The following is a 23,632-nucleotide window of genomic DNA, read 5'->3' on the forward strand; positions in this document are numbered from 1 at the left end:
GAGCGGGCATCGTGAAAAGTCTATGTCAAAGAAAGGGTTATGTTCTCATAATTGACGATTAAATCGCACCTTCCTTAGGCTGTTGAGTATCAGTGTGCGATGGCCTTCTGACCATGTTTTATTGCTGGAATGCCAGCTTCTTGCTACCGTTTCAAAAGTTAAAGCGCCACTCTCTTCAATTTTTTCCGCTTTTTTCTTTTCGCTGGGATCAATGCCATTAGCAATCAGTTTTCTGGCACTGTCACGCCTCTCCCTTGCTTCAGCTAGGGAGACGGCAGGATAGACGCCAAGCGCCAGCATCTTTTGTTTACCAGTGAAGCGATATTGAAAGCGCCAATACTTTGAACCATTAGGGTGGACAAGTAGATGCATACCAAACCCGTCAGTGAGCTTGATTGGCTTACTGGAAGGTTTTGCAGATTTAACTTTTACATCAGTTAGCGCCATTGGTTGCACCTCCCAGTGTTGGTACAAAACATATCGAACTTACGATACCAACAGATATACCAACAAAGCAAGGTTGATGTAGGCGGACGTTAACGATTTTTGGTGAACAATAGGTTATGGATAACTTATTGTTTTTTAGAAGGTTGGTGGCTATCTCAGGACGTTGTCGAACAAGTCTCTGGTGTCCCCTGCAGGAATCGAACCTGCAACTAGCCCTTAGGAGGGGCTCGTTATATCCATTTAACTAAGGGGACGTAGATCGCGATTGATTTTATTTGTTCGCGTTGTTTGTAATGTTACCGTGTTTACTGATTCCGATTCAAGAAGTAAGTGCCAATTGGTTTCTAATCGTTCGCTTGTGTTTGTATGAAAATCACCTTCGTTCACTTGCCAATGCGTACAGAATGAGTACAGAATCAGTTTCCAAACTGTGTACAGGAAACTTATTCGTGGCCCTCAGTGATACCAAGCTTCGCAGCATCAGCGGTAAACCATACTCCGGAGCGCCAGAGGTAACAGACGGTGACGGTCTGAGCGCCCGCATATCCCCTGCTGGGACTGTAACTTTCCAGTATCGCTATCGCTGGGATGGAAAACCGGTTCGTATCACTGTGGGTCGCTATCCATCGACCTCTTTGAAAGATGCGAGGGTGATCGTCGGTGAGATGCGCGCATTGTACACGAAGGGGGTAAACCCAAAAAATTATTTTACCAGTGAATCTGGCGAACTGACGTTAAAGGATTGCCTTGATCAGTGGTGGGATAAGTATGCGTCTAAGCTGAAACCCAACACGCAAATACTCTATAAATCGGTTGTGTACAACAGCATGTACACACAATTCCCCGACGCACCCGTAGCCAACATTCCTGTATCTGCCTGGGTACGCTTCTTTGATAAGCAAGAAGAGTTGAGCGACAAGAAATCTCGCGTTCTGCTGGTTCAGTTGCGTTCTGTCATCAACTGGTGCATCAGCCGCCAGTTGATCCCATCATGTGAAGTGATGAAGCTAAGCGTTAAAAACATCGGTAAAAAGCCAGAAATTGGGAAGAGGGTATTAACCTTTACTGAGTTGGCAAAAGTCTGGCTGGCGCTTGAAAATTCAAAAATTGTTTCATCCAATAAAGTGCTGCACCAGATGTTATTGCTTTGGGGGTCGAGGCTTTCTGAACTTCGTCTGGCTACTGCCGCTGAATTTAATATGGATGATCTGATTTGGACTACTCCAGAAGAGCATTCCAAGATGGGTAATCTTATCCGGCGTCCGATTTTTGACCATATCAAACCCTATGTAGAACGCCTGCTAAATAATGGCAACGATGTCCTATTCCCTGGGCAATTCCTCGATAAAGCCATTGATCGTTCTTCGTGTAACTTGTACATAAAAAAGTTGAGAGGGAAAATTGATATTCCTGACTGGCATACACACGATTTCAGGAGATCGCTCGTAACAAACCTGTCAGCAGAAGGGGTTATGCCCCATGTCACCGAAAAGATGCTGGGGCACGAATTAGGTGGGGTAATGGCAGTTTATAACAAGCATGATTGGCTACCGGAACAGAAGACAGCATACGAGTTGTATGCTGATAAGATCCTCTGGCACGTTAAACGGCTTGATTAACGCCGCCTGCCTCTATCCATTTATGCACCGCCTGGCGGCTGTATTTTGCTGGGTGAGTTAGCACAGGTTCAGGAAATCCATGACGTTTCCTGAGAAAGTAAATTGCTGTTCGCTTTTTGCCAATCAGTTCAGATACTTCTTGTTCTGACATGAAATCAGTGCTCATTTTTCCTCCACTACCGGCTGCACCCGGTTATCGATCGTTGTAAGCGCAAGCAGTGCATCCACCGCGCAACCCTTCATTGCATTTGAGGCACAACGCATGTTCTACGCGCTTGGCCTTCATACCTTCAATCACTGCTGGTGGCACCATCATTGGCATCACTACGTGAATCACCTGGCCTTTCAGTCGCTCAATTTCGGCGGCGTGCTCTAGGGCGATTTTCTTCCAGTCGTTGGCCTCATCGCGCCACCAGGCAACATCTGATTTAAGGCGGCGCAAGCGCCGCTGTTTCAGTTTGCTGGGCATCAGTCGTCGTCCTCGTCGTCACCCCAGTCTTCGTAGCAATCACTGCCGTAGTCCATCATGCCAGGCTGAATAAGCGGATTGGTAGCAGCCAGCATTTCAGATGCCGCGCCACGGCGTTGCATCCTGCGAAGCGCCTCATACAGTTCAAACGCTTCCGTGCGTTCTTCGCCGATATCGAGGGAGCATGCAAACTGGTACGCATCGGTTACGAGCGATTCGAGTTTTTCAAAAACCTGTTCTTTGGTCGCCACATCACACCCCCTTCGGCGCTGCGGCGAGCAGCTCATCTGCATCTGAAATTATCTTCCGCATAGTAGGGAACTCTGCATCTCTACGACCAGCCCACATCTGGCAATATTTTTCGATTTCAGGGTGTGCAAAATCACGCAGGTCTGAAAGCAACTCAACCGGTGCCAGCACGTAGCCAGCCGGAATATTTTCAGGAATATTTTGCGGTGCGTTTTGTGGTTCAGACTGGAGCATGGCAGCGCGGCAGGCGTTCCAGATTACGCGAGATATATCCTCAATTGTTTCAAATTCTTCCCATGCTTTCACACCAGACTCAATCACTGAATACGGACATTCATCCGGCACCGATGCCGATATTGCTGCTCGCTCAGCTTTAAGCGACAAGGCAAGATATTGCTCCATTGCAGTTTTAGCCCCGGCGATAATTTCATCCAGCACATCGTCGGTAAGGTCTTTATCTGGAATCATCGCAATATATCCTCCACGCCAATGAGTCCCTTCCGATTCAAGTAGTCCATTGCATTAGAATGCAACTTACTGTCTGGATTGGCATTTTTTAACGAATGGGCTAATCGTTTTACCCACATTGTTAATTCGTCCACCTGTTTGCTATCCGGCGCTGCCGGGATTGATGGCGCGGGGTAGGTGTAGTACCCGCGTCCCCGTGGGTAATCTCGCCCGCACGGAGAAAACAACTGCTCACCACCACGCGTAACTGGGCAGAGGTAGATATCAGGCTCTTGCTCATGCGCCGCCAGGAGTGCAACGACCTCATCACGCGTTATCAACTCCGGGTGCTGCCGCAGTGTGGCGCGACGCTCTTTGCTCAGTTCGTGTTTCATCAGGATTTCCCCAAGTAGAAAACGTTGGTGATAACGATATCGGTGTAACCGGGATTCCACTCCGCCAGCTTATTAACGATAGGGCCAACGTCCTTAGCGCCAAAGGGCGCGGACATGCTTATCGTCCGGTGGCTGGTGGCGTTGTTGCTGCCAACGTGGCTAATGAAAGTCACCAGGTAATCATGCTTTGTCCTACGTGGTGGTTTGCGCTTTGACATCTTCACTCCCCTCCCACTTTCAGGGTGATGCCAGCGAACAGTGGTGTTCCGTCAGGATGCTCAAATGTGTCACCCTGGCATAGTTCGACCCATACCCCCGCTCGATGAGCAAAAAGGCCTACAGGTTTAGCAACTAAGGATGCGATAGCTATATCCATTAAAACTTTTGTTTTTTCAGAGCAGAAGCAATGCTCCAAGTTGTATTTCGCCTCTTCAATAAGTTGCTCTTTTGTAAAAGTTATCATTGTTTAATCTCCAAATTGACACCAGCGGCGACGCAGGCTTCGCGCAATACCCATATAGCCTTCTGGCGATACCCTTTACCGCCTTCTGTTGCAGCCTCTGGCAACTCAACGGTGATTGTGCGGGCCTCCAGTAATCGTTGATATTGCTGTTTTAGCTCAAGGATGGAGGCGTCTTTAACCGATGATTCAATTTCCAGTTCGGCGATGCGATTTCGGAACGCTGCTATGTCTCTGTCCGCAGCGCGAAACATTTCGGAGTTAAATGAAATCAGCGCCTTATCAGCCTCACGCTCTGCCAGCAGGGAGAGGATGATTTCCGGCTCAACCAGAGCCATAAAATGTGCATAGGCCATGTTGGTATCAACGCTAGCCAACATCGATGTGCATTTCTCAGCAGCCGCTTTGAGTGCCTGAATCTGTTCGTTAGTCATGCTGCACGCTCCGCTTGTTGTGCTGTCGGGTTAATCCAGAGACATTCGGTTCGGACTTTGGTACCGCGCCCCGCGCTGATACGCGATTCTTTTGTCGTCTTCGTCCAGCCGATCAGCACGTCGTTATAAACGTCGTGGTCGTAACCGCTTATCATCACCATGCCCTGCATCGTTCTGGCCACTGCGAGCAATTGCTCATGGCCCTGAGCTGTCATCTCATGGTTGTAGTAGCGGTTACCCTGGACGCGTGTCTCTGGCACATATGGCGGGTCGATGTAGTGCAAAGTGGTTTCTGCATCGTGGGCGCGCATCACCTCCAAAGCGTCTTTGTTTTCGATAATGACACCCTGCAGGCGCTGGCAAATAACAGCCAGGTTTGACGGGTAACGCTCCCACAGGTGTGAAGCAGTAGCGTATTTGCGCTTGCTGTCACTGCGGAAACCTGACGTGCCACCGATGCCGGCAGCAGAACCAAATCCCATACATGCCCGAACAACCATGCGGCGAGCACGCTCTACCGGATCGGTGGTTTCTTCGCGAGCAGCGCAAAACTCATCGCGGGAATAAGGCGTAAGGATGCATGCATCCTGCAACCGCTGGTTCATTACCGGGTCTCTCAGCACCCGGAAGAGGTTCACCACTTCGCCATCCAGGTCGTTATAAACCTCGGCATAACTGCGTGTTTTTTGCAGCAGTACGCCAGCGGCACCGCCAAACGGCTCAACGTAGCAAACATGATCTGGCATCTGCTCGATGATCCATGATGCCAGGCGGAACTTTCCGCCGTGGTAGCGGATTGCCGGATGCTTGATTTTGTTTTTCGTGCTCATGAGTGCGCTCCTTTGCTCTCGCGACGTGAGTACCCCAGCGCATAACGTGCGTCAATTGGACCTTGACCATCATCGTCGTCATCCGAACAGTCGTAATTAACGCTGCTGGCCATCGCCTTGCAGCACTCGTTGCAAACGCGGTATGACATGATCTCACCGTCAAATTTATGCACTGCCGAACGATGAACTTCGCCTTTAACAATGTTCCCGTAGCAAATAAAACAGATGTATTCACCACGGCCAGTGACGATTTTGTTGGAAAGTTCAACATCATCCGAATCGCCGAAGTCACCAGCGAAGAGATCGAAATCCAACGCCGCGTCATGGTCGAATTGCTCGCTCATAGAGTTTTCTCCCTCTGCGCTGAAATGGCTTTATGCTCATCAACAATTGCCAGCACCTCTACCAGTGCCAGACCTTCCAGAGTGACTACACCTTTATCGTCGATACCAGCCAGGCTGATCAGTTCGACGAGGCGGCGAGCGCTTTTAACGCTGATCTCCGGCGCGATAATCCTTTTGGTGATTTTCTTTTTGCCAGCGGCAGCGGCGACGGCCCGATCCTGTTGCAGAACCTTCCCGGCGTTCTCGCCATGTTCGCGAACCCGCTCAACGGCAACCCCTACTGACACTTCGCCATTCTTTACGATCTGCTGAACATCATGGTTAGCAGTGGCGAGGGTGAGCAGCTTCTCAACCGTAGGGACCGACTTATGAACCAGCTTCGCTATTTCCTGAGTCGTCAGGTTGAATGTGGTCGCCAGTTCTTTAACTACCTGCGCCTGCGCCTGCGCCTGCGCCTGCTCCAGTGAGGTGAGGGGTAACTGGTTGTTACTGGTCATCACGCGTGCCAGACGCTCAACGTCATTACCAACGAATGGCACGATGTGGATGCGGTCGACGGGTTTACCAGCATCGCGGCATCGCTCATAGCAGCGACGGCGGCGGTGTCCTTCTACAACCCAAACGCCACCGTCATCACGCGCGGCAACCTCCAGCGGGGGAACGGTGCCGCCATTCATGAGGTAGTCAAAAAGAGCGTCATCTGCCAGGCGAGTGCGTTCGTCATCGTCGCGCTTGTTAAAGCCTTCTTTGACATGAATATCGTTGAGGCTGATAAACATCCCGGTATCGGCGCGTTTGATAACGCCAGAACGGGACATGAGTTTGAAAGAGTTAGCGGCCATTGCTGGTGGCCCCTTCTTTGCTCTCGCGAAGCTGGCGGGAGATAGCTTTGAGCATCTCATCAGAGAAAGAGCGGTCAAAATCTCCCTCTGGTGCATCATCCATAAACTCAGTGGATGCGATGATTGCTCGGGCGATATCGGCGGCATTTTCCGGCGTGTCGTCAACAAAACCAGCATCCCATGCTGCCAGCATTCGGTTTGCCGCAAAGATTGCCCCCTCTTTGCGAGCCTGATTGCGGACTTCCGCTCGCAGGGCTGTAATTTGCTCGTCGGTGGCTGGTATACGCTTGCTTAGCTCGACAAGGGCCTGCTCGCGGGTCAGGAAACCATTCTTACCATCGCTGCTGCGCATATAACCGTCATACCACAGCTGTAAGCCATCCGGTGTCATGTCGTCTGGCATTTCTGCAACGGCTTCATCAGTCGTACCTTCCAGCCAGTCACGCGCCGCCTTGATGTCACCCTGTGACAGGCAGAGCAAAACCGCCTGCATACCGAGCATGGCGCGGTTATGAAGCCATGATGTGCTGAGTTCACGTGCGGCCAGACCCAGCAGGAAATTGTTATCAACTGCCAGCGCCTTACGCTGTTCCAGTGATTCGCTTAATGCCATGCTGGTGGTGTCCAGGCGGTTAGCTAGTTCGTTCATAATGTCGGCGGACGGCGTCGGGAGATATTTAGCCGCTGTATGAGCGGCATCAAGTAATTGTCCTTTGCTCATGCGCATTTGCGGATCTCCATCAGTTTGTTAAAACGGTTCATGAACAATCCAAAGGCCTGACCAGGGCGCTGCGGGACAATCTGGATAATGTCGGAGCAGGGGATACCGTCGAGAATGGCCCAGCGTGTACCGTCGTCGATTTCCAGATCGCGACGTTCGGTCGCCAGCATGGTGAGGTCGGCATATTTCACAACTGGAGACATTTCTAACGGCAGGTTGTACTTCGCCCGAATCAGCCCATCAACCAGATCTTCGATACGCTTATAGTCAGGCAGCAGGCGTTTCAGCGGTTGCGGAATGTCCTGGCAATACGCTTCGGCGGCGTCATGCATCAGCGCTTCAAACGCATATTCCGGCGGGACGATTTGGCTACAAAGCACTGAATGCTGAGCCACTGAATAAAACTCAGGAACATGACCAGCGAAACGGCAGATATTAGAGAGAGCATTGGCAATATCTTCGATATCAATATCGTCAACGGTAGAGTGAATGTAGTCGAACTTTTTCCCGCTCAGGGTCTGAATAAATGACATTGTTAATTCTCCATTACGCGCTGCACCGCACTGTTTTTTGGGTTGTAAGAAGCCCTCGCCAGTGGCGATTAATAAAATGAATTAGGTTATAAAAAAGCGGCTGCAACCGCCGTTAGTTCTCCACACAACACAGAAGAGCACCTGCGGTCAGGAACCACACGAAGCGATTGGGTTATGGGCCGTCGCATCGGTGATGCTCTTGTGTGTTGCGTAAAAAGAGGGCGGTAACATCGGACACAGCGGGAAAACAGTGTTACCGCCCAAAAAACTACTCAGCTATCGCTTTCCAGCGATATGTTTGTGGTGCCAGTCGCTTATCTTCTGGTTGCCTCAAAGGGCTGCAATTCACCACAATCAAAAAGAGCGAACCATCCACGCTATGGTGCAGGTACCGGGTTTACCTGCGCAGGGCCGCTATGGAGAAGACGGCTGCACCGCGTCGATTACAGTTTTGAACGCCCGCGCTCTTTGATTGTGGTCCCGGTTGCCTCCGGGGCTGTTTGTTCCAACTATTCTTTCCGTTGGCGACAAGCGCAGCAGCTTCGTTCTCTCACACAAGGGTGCTGTTGTGACACCAGGGCGCTACCCCTGCTTACTTCCCGAACGCCGTGTTTTGGTATTGGCAATCAGCAGACTGCCCAGCCGCTTTATCGGGTCTTATCTCCCTGCTAGCGTTGCACCTCGCTTGAGGACGCCACAACGGTGAGAGCACTCAGGGGAATCGAACCCCTTCGCAAGTGCGCAATCTCATTTGAATGCTCTCGCCTGTTATGGCCTCGTCTCTTCCGAGGTGTCACACCGTATCGCCACGATGGTGAGTCGTTGTCGTGCTTACGCATTAGCTTGCAAATTCCGGCTACCCACAGATCACAATGCATTCAAGGGAAATCTTTGGACCGCTGCGACGCATGTGCCATACGACGTACTGCTAGAACAAGGTATCTTCGGGCGGGGTGCTGATGACTGGTCAGCAGCCCTACGTCATTTCTGCCTGGTGCCCCGAGGGTTGGTCGGGGGACGTGTTCACCAAGTGATCCTGGTGCCTGGTAGTCAACCAGGCCGTAACCCCTCCCGAAGATACCTGTCAGCGAATCATCCGATTATTCGTACGCCATCGGCGGCTACTTCGTGGGCGTCCTGCCTGTTCGCTGTTGATGGGATTAACTATGACTTGAGTAATAATTTATGTCAATAGGATTCGAAATAAATATTACATAGATAATAAAGCGGGGATGATTAGGATTAGGAAATTTTGTTATCTTCTGTGAACTGCATAAACTACTATATGTTTATACAGTTGTATAAGTGAAAAGTGAGTTTTGGTGGCAGGGCTACAAAAGGGGGATCAGATGGGGCTATTGATTAAACGAAAAGAATCTGGGCTGTATGTGGCAACCACAATTGAAGACGCCAGGTTTTCTTATTACCGAATTTTTCGAATTAGAACCTGTTCTACTACACCCTTAACCCATTCAGGCTCAGTGATTTCGATCAATGGCACCCTCTCGTCATCGACAGCTAAAAAGCCATGATTCAAACCACCTGTGAGGTAGCGGTAAATCGAAACATCGTTTTTGATGACAGCCAGAACAAGATCATTAGTTCCTGGAGTAGAGTTAGGATCTACAAGGACAACTGAACCTGCCGATATATTGTTAATTCCGCTATTTTTTCTTAAAAGGTATGCACGGTAGTGATCTGGTACCCTTTCTGACCATGAAAAAGAATCATCTGTTTGTCCCGCCTCATTCCAAACGGGTACTAGAGTAGAGAAATCAATTTTTTCTAAAGTTGCATCTCCCCCATCCATACTTCCAGCGCCATTAATAAGCCAATCAGCGCTTACCCCTAAAGCCGCCGCTAGTTTCCCTGAGTACTTTGACGTCTCGTTTTTTCCAGCAAGGATTTTCGAAATTATTGATTGGTTTACACCTGAGCGCAGCGCGAGTTCAGTTTGCGAACTGAGCCCGGTTTTCTGCATAGCCAAATGAAGGCGATCACTTATTTTTTTCATGCGATGAAAATATTCTCTAAGTCATTATCAGTCAAATTACCAAGATAATTGACTTTGATTATTACATGAGTCATATTTCACCTTGACTAAGTCATAGGAGGAGAAGTATGAACACCATAATCCAAAGAGCCATAACAATAGTTGGCTCTCAAAAAGATTTAGCCGAAAAGGTCGGAGTCGATCAATCGGCGGTGAGTAAGTGGTTGCACGGCGGCGGCATTCGATCTCAGTACATCCCAAAAATTTCTCTTGCAACTAATGGGGAGATTAGCGCTGAGGATATTCTTGCCTCAGTCGGAGACTCCTTACTAAGTAGCGAGAATCTTAACGCAAGTGCTGCATAAGCATAACCACAGAATCAAGGGGTTAATCGTGGGTGATAAAGGAAGCTGGCGCAGCCGAATGCAACCAGAGTGGTATTCGACCGCTGTGAAAAAGGTCATCGCGGATCTGCATGGTGGATATGAAGAGGCTGTTAGCTGGATTGGTAAAAAAGAAAATCCCGGTGAAGACGGTACAACTGAGGACTCACTTATCAATAGGCTTCGCTCTCATGGAAATCAAATCTTCCCGTTGGGTTGGGCAACGTTACTGCAAAAGGCTGGTGGCTCTTACCACGTGGCGCATGCAGTAGCTCGCGCATCAGGTGGCGTCTTCGTGCCGCTCACAGATGTTGAGCAGGTCGACAATGCCGATATCAATCAGCGCCTGCTGGAGGCTATTGAGCAGATCACCAGTTACTCGCAGCAGATAAGGGCAGCGATTGAGGATGGTGTGATAGAGCCGCACGAACGTGCAGCGATTGACGATGAACTGTACCTGGCGATTTCAAAACTCCAGGAGCATTCAACGCTGGTGTATCGGGTTTTTTGCGAGCCAGAAAAGGGTGACGCCCGCGAGTGTGCAGCTCCGGGCGTCGTGGCGTGTCGTAATCAAGTGGAGAACTAACGCATGAACATATTAACAACACCGTACCGCCGCTCGCAACTGATTGCGCTGCCGATGCCTGGTGGCAAAACGAAGGTCGAGTATTGCTATGCGGTAAATATACCAGGTGAACGCCCGGTTGTATCCCACGAGTTTACCAAGTGGGCTGTGGGTGACTGGCGGCGAGAGGTGGAGGCTCAGCTATGCGCAACATCAACCGGCATTTCAGAGACCACTACGGAATCCCTGTTCGGGTTATCCGTTGGGAGCCAGAAAGCAACCGCGTTATCTACCTCCGAGAAGCTCAGGGGTATAAGCCCGAATGCTTTAGCCCTCTCGACAGATTCCTGCAATATTTCACAGAGATAGAGGCTAGGGATGAAAGCTAACTTAATGAAAAAAAATTCAATCGAGAACTTAGCCTACCAGGGCATTAATTCTCAATTTGATGGTCTTTTCCTCAACCTTGAATCTCTTTTTCAGATCTTCGAGTTCTTTGGCCAGTGCAATGTATTGCGCTGTAACACCATGTTGAGCAATGAGCTCGGTTGCCAACCTGGCATCGGTATTTTCTGGGTCGTCAATATCGATGATGTTCGCATATTTTCCCGTAATAACTGCAATACGATGTTTGCACATCGTACCCATGTCGCCCGCCATGCAAGTGCATTCTATTTCGAGATTTCCGCTTTGGTCGCTGATGGTCACGTCATAGGAGCCATCGCCGCTGCTACTGTTAGCCAAAAGTTGGTAGATCACTTTTCATCTCCTTATTTTTGCTGTGTCGCCTCAGTTGCTGTTCATCCCGCGTTCATGTTCCTAGCTATGAGGTTCACTGGCAAGCATGCATTGCAGGGAGGTCGGGATTGAGCACCATAATTCAACTACTTGATCGCCCAATTGCTTATAACCCTGCCTTTGCCAAGCTCAAAGTTGGAAAGGTTAAAGCAGGTCCGGTTGCGGCTGTATTTCTCTCTCAGATGGTTTACTGGCACAACCGCATGGATGGCGGCTGGATGTACAAAACCCAGGCCAATATAACGAGCGAGACCGCTCTGACTCGCGACGAGCAAGAGACTGCGCGTAAGCGTCTTATTGCGCTTGGCGTGCTTGAAGAGGACCTTCGCGGCGTGCCTGCGACTATGCATTACCGTATCAACGCAGAACGACTTGAGGCTCTACTTGTAGAGACAACAAAGCCTGCGAAGAAGATTAGCCAGGATAAAACCAGAATGCGGAGTATCCAGAATGTGGAAACGCCGCAATCTGGATTGGTGCAATCCCGCAAACAAGATTGCGGTAATACCACAAACAAGAATGGGGATGCACCGCAAACAAGAATGGTGGAACCCCACGAACAAGCCAGCGGGAATCCCACAAACTTTCTTACAGGAGATTACACAGAGAATACTCATGAGATTACACAGGATATAAAACCCCCTTGTCAGGTTGCAGGGCAACCCGACGGCGAAGTGGTGGAAGAACCCGATCCCGAAGTGTTGATCACTGACCAGGCCATTTTGGTTTTAAACCATCTCAACGCTGTGGCTGGTTCGAAATTTCAGAAGAGCAAAACCTCACTGGAGAACATCCGCGCCAGGCTGCGTGAAGGTCACACCGTTGAAGACATGATCCTGATGGTCGACTACAAGCACGTGCACTGGGAAGGCACCACGCAGTACGACTATATGCAGCCCACCACGCTTTTCAGGCCGACTAAGTTCGAAGGCTATCTGCATAGTGCCGTTCGTTGGAATGCCAAAGACCGACCTGCGCGGGAAACCTGGGATAGCCACCGTAAGCCGAAAAACGACTCGGCATTCAAGGCTATTCACGATCAGGTTGATTACTCACTCCCTGACAACGCGGGGTTCCGCACATGAGATACGGATCAGTTTGCAGTGGCATTGAAGCCGCCTCGGTTGCCTGGGAGCCGCTGGGTTGGAAGCCTGCATGGTTTTCTGAAATTGAAAAATTCCCGTCTGCTGTTCTGGCGCAGCGCTGGCCAGAAGTCGCCAACCTCGGCGACATGACAAAAATTGCGGCTGCAGTTCGTGTCGGTTCGGTTGAAGCGCCTGATGTTCTGGTCGGCGGCACTCCGTGCCAGGCGTTCAGTATTGCCGGCTTACGTAATGGGCTCGCCGATGCGCGCGGGCAGTTAACCCTTTCATATGTGGAGCTGGCAGATGCCATCGACGACAAACGCCGTGACAGCGGTGAAGAAGAAGCGATTATCGTCTGGGAAAACGTCCCCGGCGTCCTCAGCAGCAAAGACAACGCCTTCGGCTGCTTTATTGGCGCGCTTGCCGGAGAAGACTGCGAACTGCAGCCAGCAGGGGGAAAATGGTCGAACGCTGGTTGTGTGTATGGACCATCGCGCATTGTCGCCTGGCGAGTGCTTGACGCTCAATTTTTCGGAGTGGCACAACGCCGCAAACGTGTGTTCGTTGTCGCAAGTGCTCGAAGTGGATTTGATCCCGCAGCGGTACTTTTTGAGTTCGACGGCGTGCGCCGGGATACTCCGCCGCGCAGAGAACCGCAAGCGTCAGTTACCACGGATGCTGGAAGTCGCCCTAAAATCGGTAGTCACTGGGACAACCCAGTAAATCCGCACCCTACGTTGAACCAGTCAAACAATGAAGGCGGCATCGGGCAGAGCAATCAAGAGATTTTCGCGCAGCGCGGTGCTGGCTTAGTAAGCGAAACACAATACGGGTCGGAAATGGCAGGAACATTAACGGCACGACACGACACGACTCATCACCTTGCGCTGACCGAGGAATGAACGTTCTCGCGTATGGCGGTGGCAACACTACCGGAAGCATTGACATGGCCACAGCATGCACCGCGCATGGTGTACGCATGGACTTCGATACAGAGACATTTGCAGTTCACGGCACACAAGACCCCGGCGTAAACAAAGAGTTTGCTCATAATATCGGGCGTAATTTCGGCCAGGAAAACGCCATCATTACAGAACCCTTCACTTTAGCCATTCGTGGGCGTGATGAAGGGTCCACGGTGGAAGTTCGCAGTGACGGTACTGCAAATGCTCTACTTACCCCCAATGGCGGCCGAGCAGGGCTGGGAGTTGGTGCTATTGGATGGGGCACGCAGGTTCGCCGTCTCACTCCGGTTGAATGCGAGCGCTTACAGGGATTCCCCGATAATCACACCCTGATCGCATGGCGTGGAAAAGTTGCCGCTGAATGCCCTGATGGTCCGCGTTATAAAGCCATCGGCAATTCAATGGCTGTACCGGTCATGCGCTGGATTGGTGAACGTATTGCTGCAGCCATCCCGAAAGAGGAGCCCGCGCCGCGTACCTGGCGCGGCCATTCCTCAAATGGGCTGGCGGTAAGTTCTCCCTGCTGCCCGAACTTGATCGCCTTATCCCGGCAGGTAAGCGGCTGATTGAACCGTTTGTGGGCGGCGGCTCGGTGTTCATGAACTCGGACAAACACGCAAACTTCCTGCTGGCTGACGTCAACGCCGACCTGATCCACCTCTACCAGATGCTGGCGGTGGACCCGGATCAGGTTGTAACGCATGCCCGCCGCATGTTCTCCCTGCTGAACAACGCAGAGAGTTACAGCAAGCTGCGCGATGAGTTCAACAGCCAGCTAATGGGTGGTCCTGAACGTGCAGCGGCGCTGCTGTACTTCAACCGTCACTGCTTTAACGGTCTGATCCGGTACAACCTCGATAGCCAGTTCAACGTAGGCTTTGGTAAATACCGCGCCCCGTATTTCCCTGAGAAAGAGATTCAGGCATTTGTCGGGATGGCTCACAACTGCTTGTTCCTGAATGCCGGTTTCCGCAGAACGCTGGCGCTGGCAGGTGAAGGGGATGTTGTTTACTGCGATCCACCGTATGAGCCATTACCGGGCAAAGATGGATTTACCGGGTACGCGGCTGGTGGCTTCAAATGGGATGACCAGATCGCTCTGACAGAATGTTGCGTTGCTGCTCACCAGCGAGGGGCAACAGTGGTGATCAGCAACTCTACCGCACCTCGCATCATCGAGCTTTATGAGCAGCACGCTTTCGAACTGCATCACGTAAATGCCCGCCGCGCGATATCCAGCAAGGGCAGCACGCGTGAAACAGCAGTTGATATTGTTGCCATCCTCAGAGGGTCCGCGCTATGAAGCTGACATTGCCATTCCCGCCAAGCGTGAACACCTACTGGCGCGCCCCGAACAAAGGAAAGCTGAAAGGTAGGCATCTAATCAGTGAGGCCGGAAGGCGTTTCCAGAGTGAGGCATGCGCGGCAATCATTGACCAACTGCGTCGCCTGCCAAAGCCATCCAGCTCATTGTGTGCGGTGGAAATCATGCTGTATCCACCCGACAACCGCCGCAAAGGGCTGCTTGATGCGCTGACCCATGCCGGGGTGTGGGAAGACGACAACCAGGTAAAGCGCATGCTGGTGGAGTCGGCGCCGATAGTAGCGAAAGGGAAGGTTGAAATCAAGATCAGCAAGTATTACCCGGCGGGTGCAGCCGCCTGAAAAGTGGAGAAGACCATGCAACAGTTAATCAATGTAAAAAATGATCCTGGATTCCCTGCCATGAGCAGCCTGGAGATTGCTGGACTGTGTGAAAAGCGTCATGACCATGTATGTCGAGATATCAGGTCGATGCTGGATCAGCTCAATATTCAATCTCCCCAGATTTGGGGAGATTACCGGGATGATATGGGCAGGTCTTACCCTTGTTTCCATTTGCCAAAAGATTTGTGCCTGACCCTGGTATCTGGTTACAGCGTGGTGCTGCGCAAGAGAATTATCGATCGCTGGCTGGAGCTTGAAGAGGCAAAAGCACCTGCTGTGCCACAGTCACTACCAGAGGCCTTGCGTCTCGCTGCTGATCTTGCTGAGCAAAAACAGCAACTGGTGAATGAACTGGCGGTTGCCGCGCCGAAAGTAGAATTTGTAGATCGTTACGTCACAGCCACTGGTTCGATGACGTTCCGACAGGTTGCGAAACTGCTTAATGCCAAAGAGCCTGAGTTTCGGTTATTCCTCCTGGAAAATCGGATCATGTATCGGCTGAACAATATCCTCACCCCATACCATCACCACACCGAAGCGGGGCGCTTTGAAGTAAAGACCGGCACCACGCAGGTATCGAACTACGCATTCAGTCAGGCCCGGTTCACTGCTAAGGGTGTGCAGTGGATTGGTGGGCTTTGGGCGGCACACAAAGCAAAAGGTGGTATTGAGTGAGAGCGCTGCTGAATCCGATCTTCATTCCTGAGTTGGGAGTTATTGCATTTAAACCTGGCTCGCGCCTGCTGCCATATTTTAACCGTGGGCGCATGCTAATTGAAAACGAGCCCGCGCGACTGGCCGATCTGCCCAGTGGTGAAATCCCGCCAGCAGAACAGCCACTGGCAGAAGACCCGGCGTTACGTTCAGTGTTCACCAACGAAGCGGTATTACAACGCGCTGGGGGTCTTTCTGGGCTGGAGGACTGGTTGCTACGTGAAAAATCCTGCCAGTGGCCGCATGAGTCCTGGCACATGGAGAGCATCACCACGATGCGCCACGTTCCTGGAGCAATCCGTCTGTGCTGGCACTGTGACAACCTGCTCCGCGATCAGCATACCAGCGCACTGGAGACAATCGCCCTTGCGAACTGCGCTGCCTACATCCTCTCAACGGTGCGCCGGGAACTGAGTTTCGACGATACCCACGCCCTGACATTACCCGAGCTGTGCTGGTGGCTGGCCCACAATGGGCTGGTTGAGGCGATTCCAGAGACGGCAGCACGTCAGATTCTGCGACTACCGAAACCGGTTATTCATTCAGTGACCAGAGAGGCCGATCTGGTGCCAACACGCGGACCCTCTGAGATTGTGCAGGAGACAGCCAAAAGAGTTGTGAAGTTAAAAATCGATCCCGACACACCAAACGCGCAAATGAGGAGACCTAAAGAATCAAGGTTACTACTGCCTAAATACCTTGAGTGGGTTAAGACTCAGCCCTGCGTGGCATGTGGTCAGCCTGCAGATGATGCACATCACCTGATAGGACATGGTCAAGGAGGTATGGGAACAAAAGCCCATGATTTATTCGCGATACCGCTGTGCAGAGCGGATCACCGTGAATTACATGCGGACCCAAAGAAATGGGAAGAAAAACACGGTAGCCAGACTGATCTGGTTATCAAAACCGTACAAAGAGCGGCGGCAATTGGCGTGCTGGCGTAGTGGAGTGGAGACACGTATGGACCTGGATAATATTGTTAAATTTTTCGCACCGAAGGGTATGCATATTTCCGACAGCGTTCGCGCTACGGCAAGTGAGCAATTAACAGTAACAGATGTAATGGCGGCGCTGGGGATGACCCAGGCTGACGCGGGAATTGGTTTGGCGATGTACCTGGGCAAAGCTGGTGTCAGCAAGCAGGACAGAGACGCGGCGATATCATGGCTCTCTGAGTACGCTAAAGAGGCCGCTCCTTTCGCGGTTCGTCGGTTGTGTGGTAAGAAGTTCCCGTTATGCATGCGCATTCTGGCTAAATTCGCCTACAACGATTACGCATCATCTGCTGCTGACTCCTTTGACTGCCCGAAGTGCCACGGTAAACGCCTGGTGGAAAAGACCAGCATGGTGACGAAAAGCCATTACACAATGCGCCTTCCTCAGTGGGCTAAAGACTTTGGGCAATCCCCCTCCGACTTTGAGAAAACCCGTGAAGTCAAAAGCATTGAGCATGTCCTCTGTGACAAGTGTCACGGCACCGGCCAGATCAGTAAGCGCTGCCAGTGTGGTGGAACGGGTAAAACCCTTGATCGCAAAGCAACAGAATTTCAGGGGGTGCCTGTGTACAAAGAATGCAAGCGATGCGAGGGGAGAGGCTACAGCCGCCCGAAATCGTCTGTGGCTTACCGTGGCATTTTCTCTGAACTGCCAAGCCTCCCTGATCGCACCTGGCGCTATAGCTGGAAACCGTTCTATGAGCAGCTGGTGACAAAATGTTTTCAGGAAGAAAGCTATTCGAACTCACAGCTTAAAAGAGTCACTGGAAATGATAATTTGATGAATATCGCGTAATTTAGCTTCACGATGCTTGCAATGTTGCCGTTTTTGTGTATATTTGACATTAACGATGGGCATTGTATGTTCAAAGTTAATAAACCCGCCACCGAGCGGGTTTTTTATTGCCCTGGCAAAGACATCTTGCTGTCCTGACCAAGCAGAGTTATCTCTATGCAACGTTGAGTTGAGAGGGTAAAAGACATGCTAAATCATCAGGATATGACGGAAGAGGCAAGGGCAGTATTTAAAGAATTAAGGGCAAAGTCATTGACCGTGGGTGAGATGGCGCAAAAGACACACCTTAGCCGTGAGCGCTGTCAGTTAATACTTACTCAGTTGGTTTTGGCGGGGCTGTCTGATTATCAATTCGGATGTTACAAGCGCCTCCAGTAATGGTGGCATTCCTGCTGTGAAAATGGGCGGCTGGTGGGTGTTGTAGCACCACACCAGCCATTCGCTCATGGTTGAGATCACAAGCGAACCAGGGCCCACTGCTTTAGCGCAAAAGCGTAGTGAGCCTACCAGAGTTAAGCTTACTGATCTATGGAAAATACTGTAAAAATATCCAGTTCTTTTTTATACCACGGTGATTGCCTGGACTTTGTCGCTACCCTCCCTGATAACTCTGTCGATCTGATTGTCACCGACCCACCTTATTTTAAAGTGAAGCCGCAGGACTGGGACCGTCAGTGGTCGGGTGATAGTGATTATCTGACATGGCTTGATAAGTGTCTTGCTGAGTTCTGGCGAGTGTTGAAGCCTGCCGGGAGTATCTATTTATTTTGCGGACATCGACTGGCAGCGGACATCGAATTGTTAATGAGGACGCGCTTCAACCTGCTTAATCACATTATCTGGGCAAAACCATCAGGGCGCTGGAATGGCTGTAATAAGGAAAGCCTGCGTGCATACTTCCCTGCCACTGAACGCATCTTGTTTGCTGAGCATATGCAGGGGCCATGCAAGCCAAAGAACACGGGTTATGACAAACAGATAACAGCCCTGAAACAGCAGGTCATGTCACCGCTCATCGACTATTTTCAGCAGGCCAGGCAGTCGCTTGGGATAACCGCTCAGCAAATAGCAGAGGCTACAGGAAAGAAAAGTATGGCCTCACACTGGTTTAGTAACAGCCAGTGGCAATTACCTGGTGAAGCCGATTATGAAAAGCTCCAGGCGCTGTTTGCCGATGTTGCCAGGCAAAAGATTGAGGGGGCGCTGTTATCGTCTTCGCATGACACTTTGTCAGCTTCATACGTCGAATTAAGCCGTGAGTACGAAAGCCTCAGCCGGGAGTTTAAAGGGCTTCGCCGTTTCTTTTCCGTCACTGCATTTGTGCCTTACACGGATGTATGGACTCACAAGCCGGTACAGTTTTATCCTGGTAAACACCCCTGTGAAAAACCCGCAGAAATGCTGGAACAAATCATCCTCGCCAGCAGCAAACCTGGTGAGGTCATTGCTGATTTTTTCATGGGTTCTGGTTCAACAATAAAGCAGGCGCTAAAGCACGGAAGAAAGGCCATAGGTGTAGAGCTTGAAATCGACAGGTTTAATCAGACTGTTTCAGAAATTCGTGCGCTTTACGCTGAATAACAAACAAAAGGAACCCGCTACCTAGCAGGTTTTCTTAGGTATAAACAAAAATGTTTATTAAATCCCTTGTCTGTATAAGCAAAAATGTTTATACTTGATTTCAAGTTAAACAGACAGGAGGAGGGAGTGAAGCAAAGCGAGTTCAGGCGGTGGCTTGTAGCTCAGGGGGTTGAGATTAGGGATGGCACGAACCACTTAAAACTCTCCCTCAAAGGCAAGCAAACGGTAATGCCGAGGCATCCGGGGAAAGAAATACCGGAGCCGCTGAGAAAAGCGATTCTTAAGCAACTCGGCCTTAAATAACAAAACCAGCCCTTCGGGGCTGGTACTCGCGGCGGTTCACTTAATCAGTATGCGATATCCAGTAACGTTCGATTGTGATGAAACAGGTTGCGCGGTGTTGTTCCCGGATATCCCGGAGGCAATGACCGGCGGTGCTACCAGAGAAGAGGCGCTTACACTGGCTCAAGACGCTCTGGTAACTGCGTTCGAATTTTATTTTGAAGATCGGCGTGAGATTCCGGGGCCATCATCTCAGGGTGAGGCATTTGTTGAGGTCCCAGCCAGCGTGGCGGCAAAAGTTCTGCTGCTAAATGAAGTGGTGAAGCGGGGCGTTTCAAATGCTGAATTAGCCCGGATGATTGATTGCCGTCCGCAGGAAATTACACGCGTTTTCGACCTGAGACACGCAACCAAAATCGACACCATACAGAAAGCGCTGGCAGCACTGGGAAAAACCCTGGAACTGAGTGCGGCATAAAAAAGCTGATGTAATCGTAATCAAAGGCTCGCTTCGGCGGGCCTTTTTCGTATTCAGGCCTCACTGGGGCGGCTCATAACCCAATCCGCAGGCGCTTGCGCAGAGGCCGCCTTCTTTGGTCGCTGGACCGCTCCCTCTACTGGTCTGGTTGTGATAGCTCCGGTGAGGTGTAGACTGTAAATGCGATAAGCACTGTCTTGATCTGGCTCAATACCAGTTTTTGAGAATCGGTATACCTTCAACACTATATTTGTCCCCATTGTTGAAGCTGCATGCTTTCTGGTGTTGTTATGACGTCGGTGTTGTCTGTCAGGATGAAATTCAGGGTATCAAGGCTTTCGAAAGATGAGTTCAGGCTTTTTGTTCCGGGAGTGCGCGGTCACATAACGCTAAGCCGTTCCAGTCTCGAAAAGAGAATACGCAAGCAGTATGGGTTAAAAGAAAAAACACCTTGCTAAAATTGTCCAAAAGATTAATTGAGGTATTCCCCCCTTACTATCCTGGTTTTTGCCAGGATTTTTCATTTCAGGCCCCGGATAATTATTTTCGGTCTCGTTGTTACTTGCCGTTCGTGTTATGGGATTTTTTATATCCGTGCCGAATAATGACCAGATACAATAATTTGACAGTGTGAAACGCTCCTGTTTACATTGTCAGGGTGGTGAATGCGTATTCCGACGCAAACCGATCACCAATTCCGATTTGTGGCGATCACTGATTCCGAACTCAGGATCGCCGATTCCGATTTGTTCCGATCATGGATTCCGACGCCAAGATCACTGATTCCAGTAACCAAGATCACATCAGTAAAGTGCCTCAAAATGGGTTAAAGCAAGCTCCCTGATATCCACTACCAGTCCTTATCCGCTCTGGTAAAGGGCTGAGAAGAGATTCCGTATTCTGGCTCTGTGAAATCTCCTTAACAGATGGATAAAAATGAGCATCATCCCTTCGCTTAATCTGGTGCTCGCAGAGGGCACAAAACTTAATTCTCACAACGTCAAAAGCATTGATCCTGAGCGTCGGAATCAGTGGTCGGATTCATCGGAATATGCATGGTGAATCCCCATGTGCGGAGGGCGTTTCAGCATTCCTGAGCATGTTAAGTCGGCATCAGTTATATCGGGGCGTTGTTGCTGAGCAGCGTTCACCGGGAGGCACCCGGCACCACACCTACCTTCTGAGTTAAATTTCCTATTAAGCCTGTTCATTTGAGCAGGCTTTTTTTTATCCCCTTAACTTCCACTGCGCCATCCGAATCATCGGAGGTGAGGCTATGACCAGAATGAGCGTGATATACAGCAGGCTTTCATACGGAACGGGTACGACATTAACGGGCTGCGGTGTCTCTGCAAAGGCGTATGCCGACAGCACAAAGGAAAGCGCCTGGATGATTGCGGATAAAGTGGCGGGGATGAGCCTGAGTGACTGGGCCATCATCATCGGTATCGCCTGCACCGTCATTACCTGCGCAGTGAACTGGTATTACCGGCGTAAAGAGCGGGAGGACAGGCTTAATGGCTATATCACCAGCTCTGAGAAATAAACTTAGCGCTGCGGTTGTAGGCCTGATCCTTGCGGGCGCATCTGCGCCCACAATTCTCGATCAGTTTCTGAACGAGAAGGAGGGCAACAGCCTGACGGCTTATCGCGATGGCGGTGGCATCTGGACAATATGCCGTGGTGCCACGCTGGTGGACGGCAAACCGGTTCGCCAGGGCATGAAGCTGACGCAAGCAAAATGCGACCAGGTCAACGTGAAAGAGCGCGATGCGGCGCTGGCCTGGGTTCAGAAAAACATCCGCGTTCCGCTGACTGAACCGCAGAAGGCCGGGATTGCCTCGTTTTGCCCGTACAACATTGGCCCCGGCAAATGCTTCCCCTCCACGTTCTACCAGCGCATAAACGTCGGTGATCGTAAGGGGGCATGTGAAGCTATCCGCTGGTGGATTAAAGACGGCGGTAAAGATTGTCGGCTGACGCAGGGCCAGAAAAACGGCTGCTACGGTCAGGTTGAACGCCGGGACCAGGAAAGCGCGCTGGCGTGCTGGGGGATAGACCAGTGAGCCGGGCAACTTTGATCAGCACCCTGGTGGCTGTAGTGATTATTGCCGTTCTGTCCGTATTGCTGACGTTCGCTAAATCTGACCTGCGCACCGCCGAAAGTGATAAGCGCGTGCTGGAATCCGACAATGCATTGCAGGTGCAGGTCATCGCCACTCAGGCATTCAACATTAATCGCTTCAACCAAACCGCTATGGTTGCTGCACGGGCAAATGCGATTGCAGCCGGTAATAGTGAAAAAACGGTAATCAAATATCGGGAGATATTACGCAGTGAAAAGACATGCGATCTGCCTGTTCCTGCTGCTGTCGCTGGTGGGTTGCTCGAGTACACGGAACGTTTACGTGCCAGCGCAATGTACGCCGATTCCACCGGGCCTGACTCAGCCGATGGTGGTACCGCTGCCGCCAGCGGGTTGACGTACTGCCAGGCTGTTTTATGGATTGAGCCGCTGCTTTCCACCATTGAGCAGGGCAATAACAATTTCGAGGGCATCCGCGATATCGAACAACAGCGCCAAAAATCAGATGAGGGCAGTACTATGAAGCACTAAAGCGGATAGACCGCAGCAGCCTGATGGCAGCAAACGCAGGGTAATGACCAGCGCCCGAGTCTCCGCGTAGAGAGCCAGCTTTGCATCTGGTGAGGGTTAATAAGCAAAGAAGCACCGGCGTAGCAGCGTGACAGCCAGGCACGCACTGGTTATAGCCAACGGGGAGCAGAGACGAACCGGGGTAAGTAACTCAAGGGCATGAGCGTGGCCACTACGGTTAGTGGCATGCATTACACCAGGCATACACGGAATGTCTGGCGTAATGCATGTGGATAGCTTTCAGTCAGAATCGGGGGATGGAATCGTCCATTTTTGGAAGGATCACAACAAAATGGCCATCTTTCCTGGTAATTGTGGCACCTGCCGTACGAAACTCGGGAGCAAAGTTAAAAAAATCATCAGAATCAATATCAAACGAAAGTTCCACCTCCCTGTAATTTCCTGACTTAAGCAGGTCTCTCGCCTGTTGAACTGTTATTGCCTGTGCCGTGCTCATATTCACCTCTGGTATATCAAATAAGTCCAGTAATAGTGCAATGCGAGTACCGGTACAACATTACGTGATAATTGCCCTCCGTAACAATAGTTATTCGGTATTTGTTGTTGCAGTTGATGGTAGCCTACGGCGCACATGTGCCTGAAACAGGAGGTAACAGTAAGCATGCGGGAAGAGCAGCGTAAGCAGCACGAATCCATTAATCGCCTGTTGTAACAGGGTGATGCATCCGTTATCACATTAACAGCCTCGCAATAGCGGGGCTTTTTTGCATCTGAATTTCACTGCGCACTCACCGCTGTCAACAGCAGTCGAACTTTGACCCACCTTTGTTTAACAACAGCAGTTGTAATTTGACCCACCTGATCACTCAGGATTAGGTTC

General features: G+C 50.8%; 31 protein-coding genes, 1 tRNA gene and 4 pseudogenes. 18 read left to right on the top strand and 18 right to left on the bottom strand.

The window, feature by feature from the left end; all coding sequences use genetic code 11:
- Positions 1-75 precede the first annotated feature (75 nt).
- Positions 76-447: pseudogene (locus tag ACSZPU_RS12065) on the bottom strand (Arm DNA-binding domain-containing protein); the annotation flags it as partial.
- A gap of 179 nt (positions 448-626) precedes the next feature.
- Positions 627-701 (bottom strand) — tRNA-Arg (locus tag ACSZPU_RS12070).
- A gap of 195 nt (positions 702-896) precedes the next feature.
- On the opposite strand from ACSZPU_RS12070, the gene ACSZPU_RS12075 reads away from it, so the two are divergent.
- Positions 897-2,066, top strand: a complete 1,170-nt coding sequence (locus tag ACSZPU_RS12075) for a tyrosine-type recombinase/integrase (protein ID WP_498999008.1) — start codon at positions 897-899, stop codon at positions 2,064-2,066.
- Here ACSZPU_RS12075 and ACSZPU_RS12080 read toward each other — a convergent pair.
- The 14 genes and pseudogenes from ACSZPU_RS12080 to ACSZPU_RS12145 form a co-directional block, all read right to left on the bottom strand.
- On the bottom strand, positions 2,050-2,232 hold the full coding sequence (locus ACSZPU_RS12080; protein WP_498998941.1) for a helix-turn-helix transcriptional regulator: 183 nt from the start codon (positions 2,230-2,232) through the stop codon (positions 2,050-2,052). The genes ACSZPU_RS12075 and ACSZPU_RS12080 overlap by 17 nt on opposite strands.
- Before the next feature lie 27 nt (positions 2,233-2,259).
- Positions 2,260-2,535, bottom strand: coding sequence for a hypothetical protein (locus tag ACSZPU_RS12085; protein WP_498998943.1), 276 nt, complete (start codon positions 2,533-2,535; stop codon positions 2,260-2,262).
- Positions 2,535-2,786 (bottom strand): hypothetical protein, encoded by a 252-nt coding sequence (locus tag ACSZPU_RS12090; protein WP_498998945.1) that lies wholly within the window; start codon positions 2,784-2,786, stop codon positions 2,535-2,537. Before ACSZPU_RS12090 ends, ACSZPU_RS12085 begins: the two co-directional genes overlap by 1 nt.
- A 172-nt stretch (positions 2,787-2,958) precedes the next feature.
- Positions 2,959-3,039 (bottom strand): annotated as a pseudogene (locus ACSZPU_RS12095) (DUF551 domain-containing protein); the annotation flags it as partial.
- 209 nt (positions 3,040-3,248) lie between these two features.
- Positions 3,249-3,626, bottom strand: coding sequence for a hypothetical protein (locus tag ACSZPU_RS12100; protein ID WP_498998946.1), 378 nt, complete (start codon positions 3,624-3,626; stop codon positions 3,249-3,251).
- Positions 3,626-3,844, bottom strand: a complete 219-nt coding sequence (locus ACSZPU_RS12105; RefSeq protein WP_498998948.1) for a hypothetical protein — start codon at positions 3,842-3,844, stop codon at positions 3,626-3,628. Before ACSZPU_RS12105 ends, ACSZPU_RS12100 begins: the two co-directional genes overlap by 1 nt.
- Before the next feature lie 2 nt (positions 3,845-3,846).
- On the bottom strand, positions 3,847-4,089 hold the full coding sequence (locus tag ACSZPU_RS12110) for a hypothetical protein (protein WP_498998950.1): 243 nt from the start codon (positions 4,087-4,089) through the stop codon (positions 3,847-3,849).
- Positions 4,086-4,520, bottom strand: coding sequence for a hypothetical protein (locus ACSZPU_RS12115; RefSeq protein WP_498998953.1), 435 nt, complete (start codon positions 4,518-4,520; stop codon positions 4,086-4,088). Before ACSZPU_RS12115 ends, ACSZPU_RS12110 begins: the two co-directional genes overlap by 4 nt.
- Positions 4,517-5,350 (bottom strand): DNA adenine methylase, encoded by an 834-nt coding sequence (locus tag ACSZPU_RS12120; protein ID WP_498998956.1) that lies wholly within the window; start codon positions 5,348-5,350, stop codon positions 4,517-4,519. The genes ACSZPU_RS12115 and ACSZPU_RS12120 overlap by 4 nt, the downstream gene beginning before the upstream one ends.
- Positions 5,347-5,694, bottom strand: coding sequence for a hypothetical protein (locus ACSZPU_RS12125; RefSeq protein WP_498998958.1), 348 nt, complete (start codon positions 5,692-5,694; stop codon positions 5,347-5,349). The genes ACSZPU_RS12120 and ACSZPU_RS12125 overlap by 4 nt, the downstream gene beginning before the upstream one ends.
- Positions 5,691-6,536, bottom strand: a complete 846-nt coding sequence (locus tag ACSZPU_RS12130) for a ParB-like helix-turn-helix domain-containing protein (protein WP_498998960.1) — start codon at positions 6,534-6,536, stop codon at positions 5,691-5,693. The genes ACSZPU_RS12125 and ACSZPU_RS12130 overlap by 4 nt, the downstream gene beginning before the upstream one ends.
- Complete coding sequence (locus tag ACSZPU_RS12135) at positions 6,526-7,263, bottom strand: hypothetical protein (RefSeq protein WP_498998962.1); 738 nt, start codon at positions 7,261-7,263, stop codon at positions 6,526-6,528. Before ACSZPU_RS12135 ends, ACSZPU_RS12130 begins: the two co-directional genes overlap by 11 nt.
- Positions 7,254-7,790: an HD domain-containing protein gene (locus tag ACSZPU_RS12140; RefSeq protein ID WP_498998965.1), complete on the bottom strand. Its 537-nt coding sequence runs from the start codon at positions 7,788-7,790 to the stop codon at positions 7,254-7,256. The genes ACSZPU_RS12135 and ACSZPU_RS12140 overlap by 10 nt, the downstream gene beginning before the upstream one ends.
- Positions 7,791-9,213: 1,423 nt before the next feature.
- Positions 9,214-9,804, bottom strand: coding sequence for a helix-turn-helix domain-containing protein (locus tag ACSZPU_RS12145; protein ID WP_498998967.1), 591 nt, complete (start codon positions 9,802-9,804; stop codon positions 9,214-9,216).
- Positions 9,805-9,911: 107 nt separating this feature from the next.
- Between ACSZPU_RS12145 and ACSZPU_RS12150 the strand changes: the two genes are divergently transcribed.
- The 3 genes from ACSZPU_RS12150 (at position 9,912) to ACSZPU_RS12160 (ending at position 11,120) form a co-directional block, all read left to right on the top strand.
- On the top strand, positions 9,912-10,148 hold the full coding sequence (locus tag ACSZPU_RS12150) for a transcriptional regulator (protein WP_498998969.1): 237 nt from the start codon (positions 9,912-9,914) through the stop codon (positions 10,146-10,148).
- 58 nt (positions 10,149-10,206) lie between these two features.
- The gene (locus ACSZPU_RS12155; RefSeq protein ID WP_498999010.1) at positions 10,207-10,752 is read left to right on the top strand and encodes a YmfL family putative regulatory protein; all 546 of its coding nucleotides are present in this window, start codon (positions 10,207-10,209) and stop codon (positions 10,750-10,752) included.
- A gap of 182 nt (positions 10,753-10,934) precedes the next feature.
- Positions 10,935-11,120, top strand: a complete 186-nt coding sequence (locus ACSZPU_RS12160; protein ID WP_498998972.1) for a DUF4222 domain-containing protein — start codon at positions 10,935-10,937, stop codon at positions 11,118-11,120.
- Positions 11,121-11,148: 28 nt separating this feature from the next.
- Here ACSZPU_RS12160 and ACSZPU_RS12165 read toward each other — a convergent pair whose 3' ends face one another.
- Positions 11,149-11,490: an SWIM zinc finger family protein gene (locus tag ACSZPU_RS12165; RefSeq protein ID WP_498998974.1), complete on the bottom strand. Its 342-nt coding sequence runs from the start codon at positions 11,488-11,490 to the stop codon at positions 11,149-11,151.
- Positions 11,491-11,597: 107 nt separating this feature from the next.
- Here ACSZPU_RS12165 and ACSZPU_RS12170 point away from each other — a divergent pair, with 107 nt between their 5' ends.
- The 14 genes and pseudogenes from ACSZPU_RS12170 (at position 11,598) to ACSZPU_RS12235 (ending at position 22,752) form a co-directional block, all read left to right on the top strand.
- Positions 11,598-12,614 carry a conserved phage C-terminal domain-containing protein gene (locus ACSZPU_RS12170; protein WP_498998977.1) on the top strand — a complete coding sequence of 339 codons (1,017 nt, stop codon included), beginning with the start codon at positions 11,598-11,600 and terminating at the stop codon, positions 12,612-12,614.
- Positions 12,611-14,034 (top strand): annotated as a pseudogene (locus ACSZPU_RS12175) (DNA cytosine methyltransferase); the annotation flags it as partial. The gene ACSZPU_RS12170 and the pseudogene ACSZPU_RS12175, both read left to right, overlap by 4 nt.
- Positions 14,029-14,882, top strand: a pseudogene (locus tag ACSZPU_RS12180) (DNA adenine methylase). The pseudogenes ACSZPU_RS12175 and ACSZPU_RS12180, both read left to right, overlap by 6 nt.
- On the top strand, positions 14,879-15,244 hold the full coding sequence (locus ACSZPU_RS12185; protein ID WP_498998979.1) for a RusA family crossover junction endodeoxyribonuclease: 366 nt from the start codon (positions 14,879-14,881) through the stop codon (positions 15,242-15,244). The pseudogene ACSZPU_RS12180 and the gene ACSZPU_RS12185 overlap by 4 nt, the downstream one beginning before the upstream one ends.
- A 15-nt stretch (positions 15,245-15,259) precedes the next feature.
- A complete protein-coding gene (locus tag ACSZPU_RS12190; protein WP_498998982.1) occupies positions 15,260-15,961 on the top strand; it encodes a phage antirepressor KilAC domain-containing protein in 702 nt (233 codons plus the stop codon).
- Positions 15,958-16,947, top strand: a complete 990-nt coding sequence (locus tag ACSZPU_RS12195; protein ID WP_498998985.1) for a DUF968 domain-containing protein — start codon at positions 15,958-15,960, stop codon at positions 16,945-16,947. Before ACSZPU_RS12190 ends, ACSZPU_RS12195 begins: the two co-directional genes overlap by 4 nt.
- Before the next feature lie 16 nt (positions 16,948-16,963).
- Positions 16,964-17,794, top strand: coding sequence for an antitermination protein Q (locus ACSZPU_RS12200; protein ID WP_498998987.1), 831 nt, complete (start codon positions 16,964-16,966; stop codon positions 17,792-17,794).
- Positions 17,795-17,980: 186 nt separating this feature from the next.
- A complete protein-coding gene (locus tag ACSZPU_RS12205; RefSeq protein WP_498998989.1) occupies positions 17,981-18,172 on the top strand; it encodes a TrmB family transcriptional regulator in 192 nt (63 codons plus the stop codon).
- A 150-nt stretch (positions 18,173-18,322) separates the two neighbouring features.
- The gene (locus ACSZPU_RS12210; RefSeq protein WP_498998991.1) at positions 18,323-19,375 is read left to right on the top strand and encodes a DNA-methyltransferase; all 1,053 of its coding nucleotides are present in this window, start codon (positions 18,323-18,325) and stop codon (positions 19,373-19,375) included.
- A 126-nt stretch (positions 19,376-19,501) separates the two neighbouring features.
- Positions 19,502-19,678, top strand: coding sequence for a type II toxin-antitoxin system HicA family toxin (locus ACSZPU_RS12215; protein WP_498998994.1), 177 nt, complete (start codon positions 19,502-19,504; stop codon positions 19,676-19,678).
- Positions 19,679-19,727: 49 nt separating this feature from the next.
- Positions 19,728-20,135 (top strand): type II toxin-antitoxin system HicB family antitoxin, encoded by a 408-nt coding sequence (locus ACSZPU_RS12220; protein ID WP_498998996.1) that lies wholly within the window; start codon positions 19,728-19,730, stop codon positions 20,133-20,135.
- 1,276 nt (positions 20,136-21,411) lie between these two features.
- Complete coding sequence (locus ACSZPU_RS12225; RefSeq protein ID WP_498998999.1) at positions 21,412-21,681, top strand: phage holin; 270 nt, start codon at positions 21,412-21,414, stop codon at positions 21,679-21,681.
- A complete protein-coding gene (locus ACSZPU_RS12230; protein WP_498999002.1) occupies positions 21,653-22,201 on the top strand; it encodes a lysozyme in 549 nt (182 codons plus the stop codon). Before ACSZPU_RS12225 ends, ACSZPU_RS12230 begins: the two co-directional genes overlap by 29 nt.
- Positions 22,198-22,752, top strand: a complete 555-nt coding sequence (locus ACSZPU_RS12235) for a hypothetical protein (RefSeq protein ID WP_498999004.1) — start codon at positions 22,198-22,200, stop codon at positions 22,750-22,752. Before ACSZPU_RS12230 ends, ACSZPU_RS12235 begins: the two co-directional genes overlap by 4 nt.
- Positions 22,753-23,035: 283 nt before the next feature.
- On the opposite strand, the gene ACSZPU_RS12240 is transcribed toward ACSZPU_RS12235, so the two are convergent.
- The gene (locus ACSZPU_RS12240; protein ID WP_498999006.1) at positions 23,036-23,248 is read right to left on the bottom strand and encodes a hypothetical protein; all 213 of its coding nucleotides are present in this window, start codon (positions 23,246-23,248) and stop codon (positions 23,036-23,038) included.
- Between the last annotated feature and the right edge of the window lie 384 nt (positions 23,249-23,632).

It is taken from the genome of Phytobacter sp. V69 (assembly GCF_965644215.1).
Classification (GTDB): domain Bacteria; phylum Pseudomonadota; class Gammaproteobacteria; order Enterobacterales; family Enterobacteriaceae; genus Phytobacter.

Bases quoted from the DNA above. Each gene is read 5' to 3' on its own strand.
- ACSZPU_RS12080 (WP_498998941.1), bottom strand. From the start codon at position 2,232: ATGAGCACTGATTTCATGTCAGAACAAGAAGTATCTGAACTGATTGGC.
- ACSZPU_RS12085 (WP_498998943.1), bottom strand. From the start codon at position 2,535: ATGCCCAGCAAACTGAAACAGCGGCGCTTGCGCCGCCTTAAATCAGAT.
- ACSZPU_RS12100 (WP_498998946.1), bottom strand. From the start codon at position 3,626: ATGAAACACGAACTGAGCAAAGAGCGTCGCGCCACACTGCGGCAGCAC.
- ACSZPU_RS12105 (WP_498998948.1), bottom strand. From the start codon at position 3,844: ATGTCAAAGCGCAAACCACCACGTAGGACAAAGCATGATTACCTGGTG.
- ACSZPU_RS12110 (WP_498998950.1), bottom strand. From the start codon at position 4,089: ATGATAACTTTTACAAAAGAGCAACTTATTGAAGAGGCGAAATACAAC.
- ACSZPU_RS12115 (WP_498998953.1), bottom strand. From the start codon at position 4,520: ATGACTAACGAACAGATTCAGGCACTCAAAGCGGCTGCTGAGAAATGC.
- ACSZPU_RS12120 (WP_498998956.1), bottom strand. From the start codon at position 5,350: ATGAGCACGAAAAACAAAATCAAGCATCCGGCAATCCGCTACCACGGC.
- ACSZPU_RS12125 (WP_498998958.1), bottom strand. From the start codon at position 5,694: ATGAGCGAGCAATTCGACCATGACGCGGCGTTGGATTTCGATCTCTTC.
- ACSZPU_RS12130 (WP_498998960.1), bottom strand. From the start codon at position 6,536: ATGGCCGCTAACTCTTTCAAACTCATGTCCCGTTCTGGCGTTATCAAA.
- ACSZPU_RS12135 (WP_498998962.1), bottom strand. From the start codon at position 7,263: ATGCGCATGAGCAAAGGACAATTACTTGATGCCGCTCATACAGCGGCT.
- ACSZPU_RS12140 (WP_498998965.1), bottom strand. From the start codon at position 7,790: ATGTCATTTATTCAGACCCTGAGCGGGAAAAAGTTCGACTACATTCAC.
- ACSZPU_RS12145 (WP_498998967.1), bottom strand. From the start codon at position 9,804: ATGAAAAAAATAAGTGATCGCCTTCATTTGGCTATGCAGAAAACCGGG.
- ACSZPU_RS12150 (WP_498998969.1), top strand. From the start codon at position 9,912: ATGAACACCATAATCCAAAGAGCCATAACAATAGTTGGCTCTCAAAAA.
- ACSZPU_RS12155 (WP_498999010.1), top strand. From the start codon at position 10,207: ATGCAACCAGAGTGGTATTCGACCGCTGTGAAAAAGGTCATCGCGGAT.
- ACSZPU_RS12160 (WP_498998972.1), top strand. From the start codon at position 10,935: ATGCGCAACATCAACCGGCATTTCAGAGACCACTACGGAATCCCTGTT.
- ACSZPU_RS12185 (WP_498998979.1), top strand. From the start codon at position 14,879: ATGAAGCTGACATTGCCATTCCCGCCAAGCGTGAACACCTACTGGCGC.
- ACSZPU_RS12190 (WP_498998982.1), top strand. From the start codon at position 15,260: ATGCAACAGTTAATCAATGTAAAAAATGATCCTGGATTCCCTGCCATG.
- ACSZPU_RS12200 (WP_498998987.1), top strand. From the start codon at position 16,964: ATGGACCTGGATAATATTGTTAAATTTTTCGCACCGAAGGGTATGCAT.
- ACSZPU_RS12205 (WP_498998989.1), top strand. From the start codon at position 17,981: ATGCTAAATCATCAGGATATGACGGAAGAGGCAAGGGCAGTATTTAAA.
- ACSZPU_RS12210 (WP_498998991.1), top strand. From the start codon at position 18,323: ATGGAAAATACTGTAAAAATATCCAGTTCTTTTTTATACCACGGTGAT.
- ACSZPU_RS12220 (WP_498998996.1), top strand. From the start codon at position 19,728: ATGCGATATCCAGTAACGTTCGATTGTGATGAAACAGGTTGCGCGGTG.
- ACSZPU_RS12225 (WP_498998999.1), top strand. From the start codon at position 21,412: ATGACCAGAATGAGCGTGATATACAGCAGGCTTTCATACGGAACGGGT.
- ACSZPU_RS12230 (WP_498999002.1), top strand. From the start codon at position 21,653: ATGGCTATATCACCAGCTCTGAGAAATAAACTTAGCGCTGCGGTTGTA.
- ACSZPU_RS12240 (WP_498999006.1), bottom strand. From the start codon at position 23,248: ATGAGCACGGCACAGGCAATAACAGTTCAACAGGCGAGAGACCTGCTT.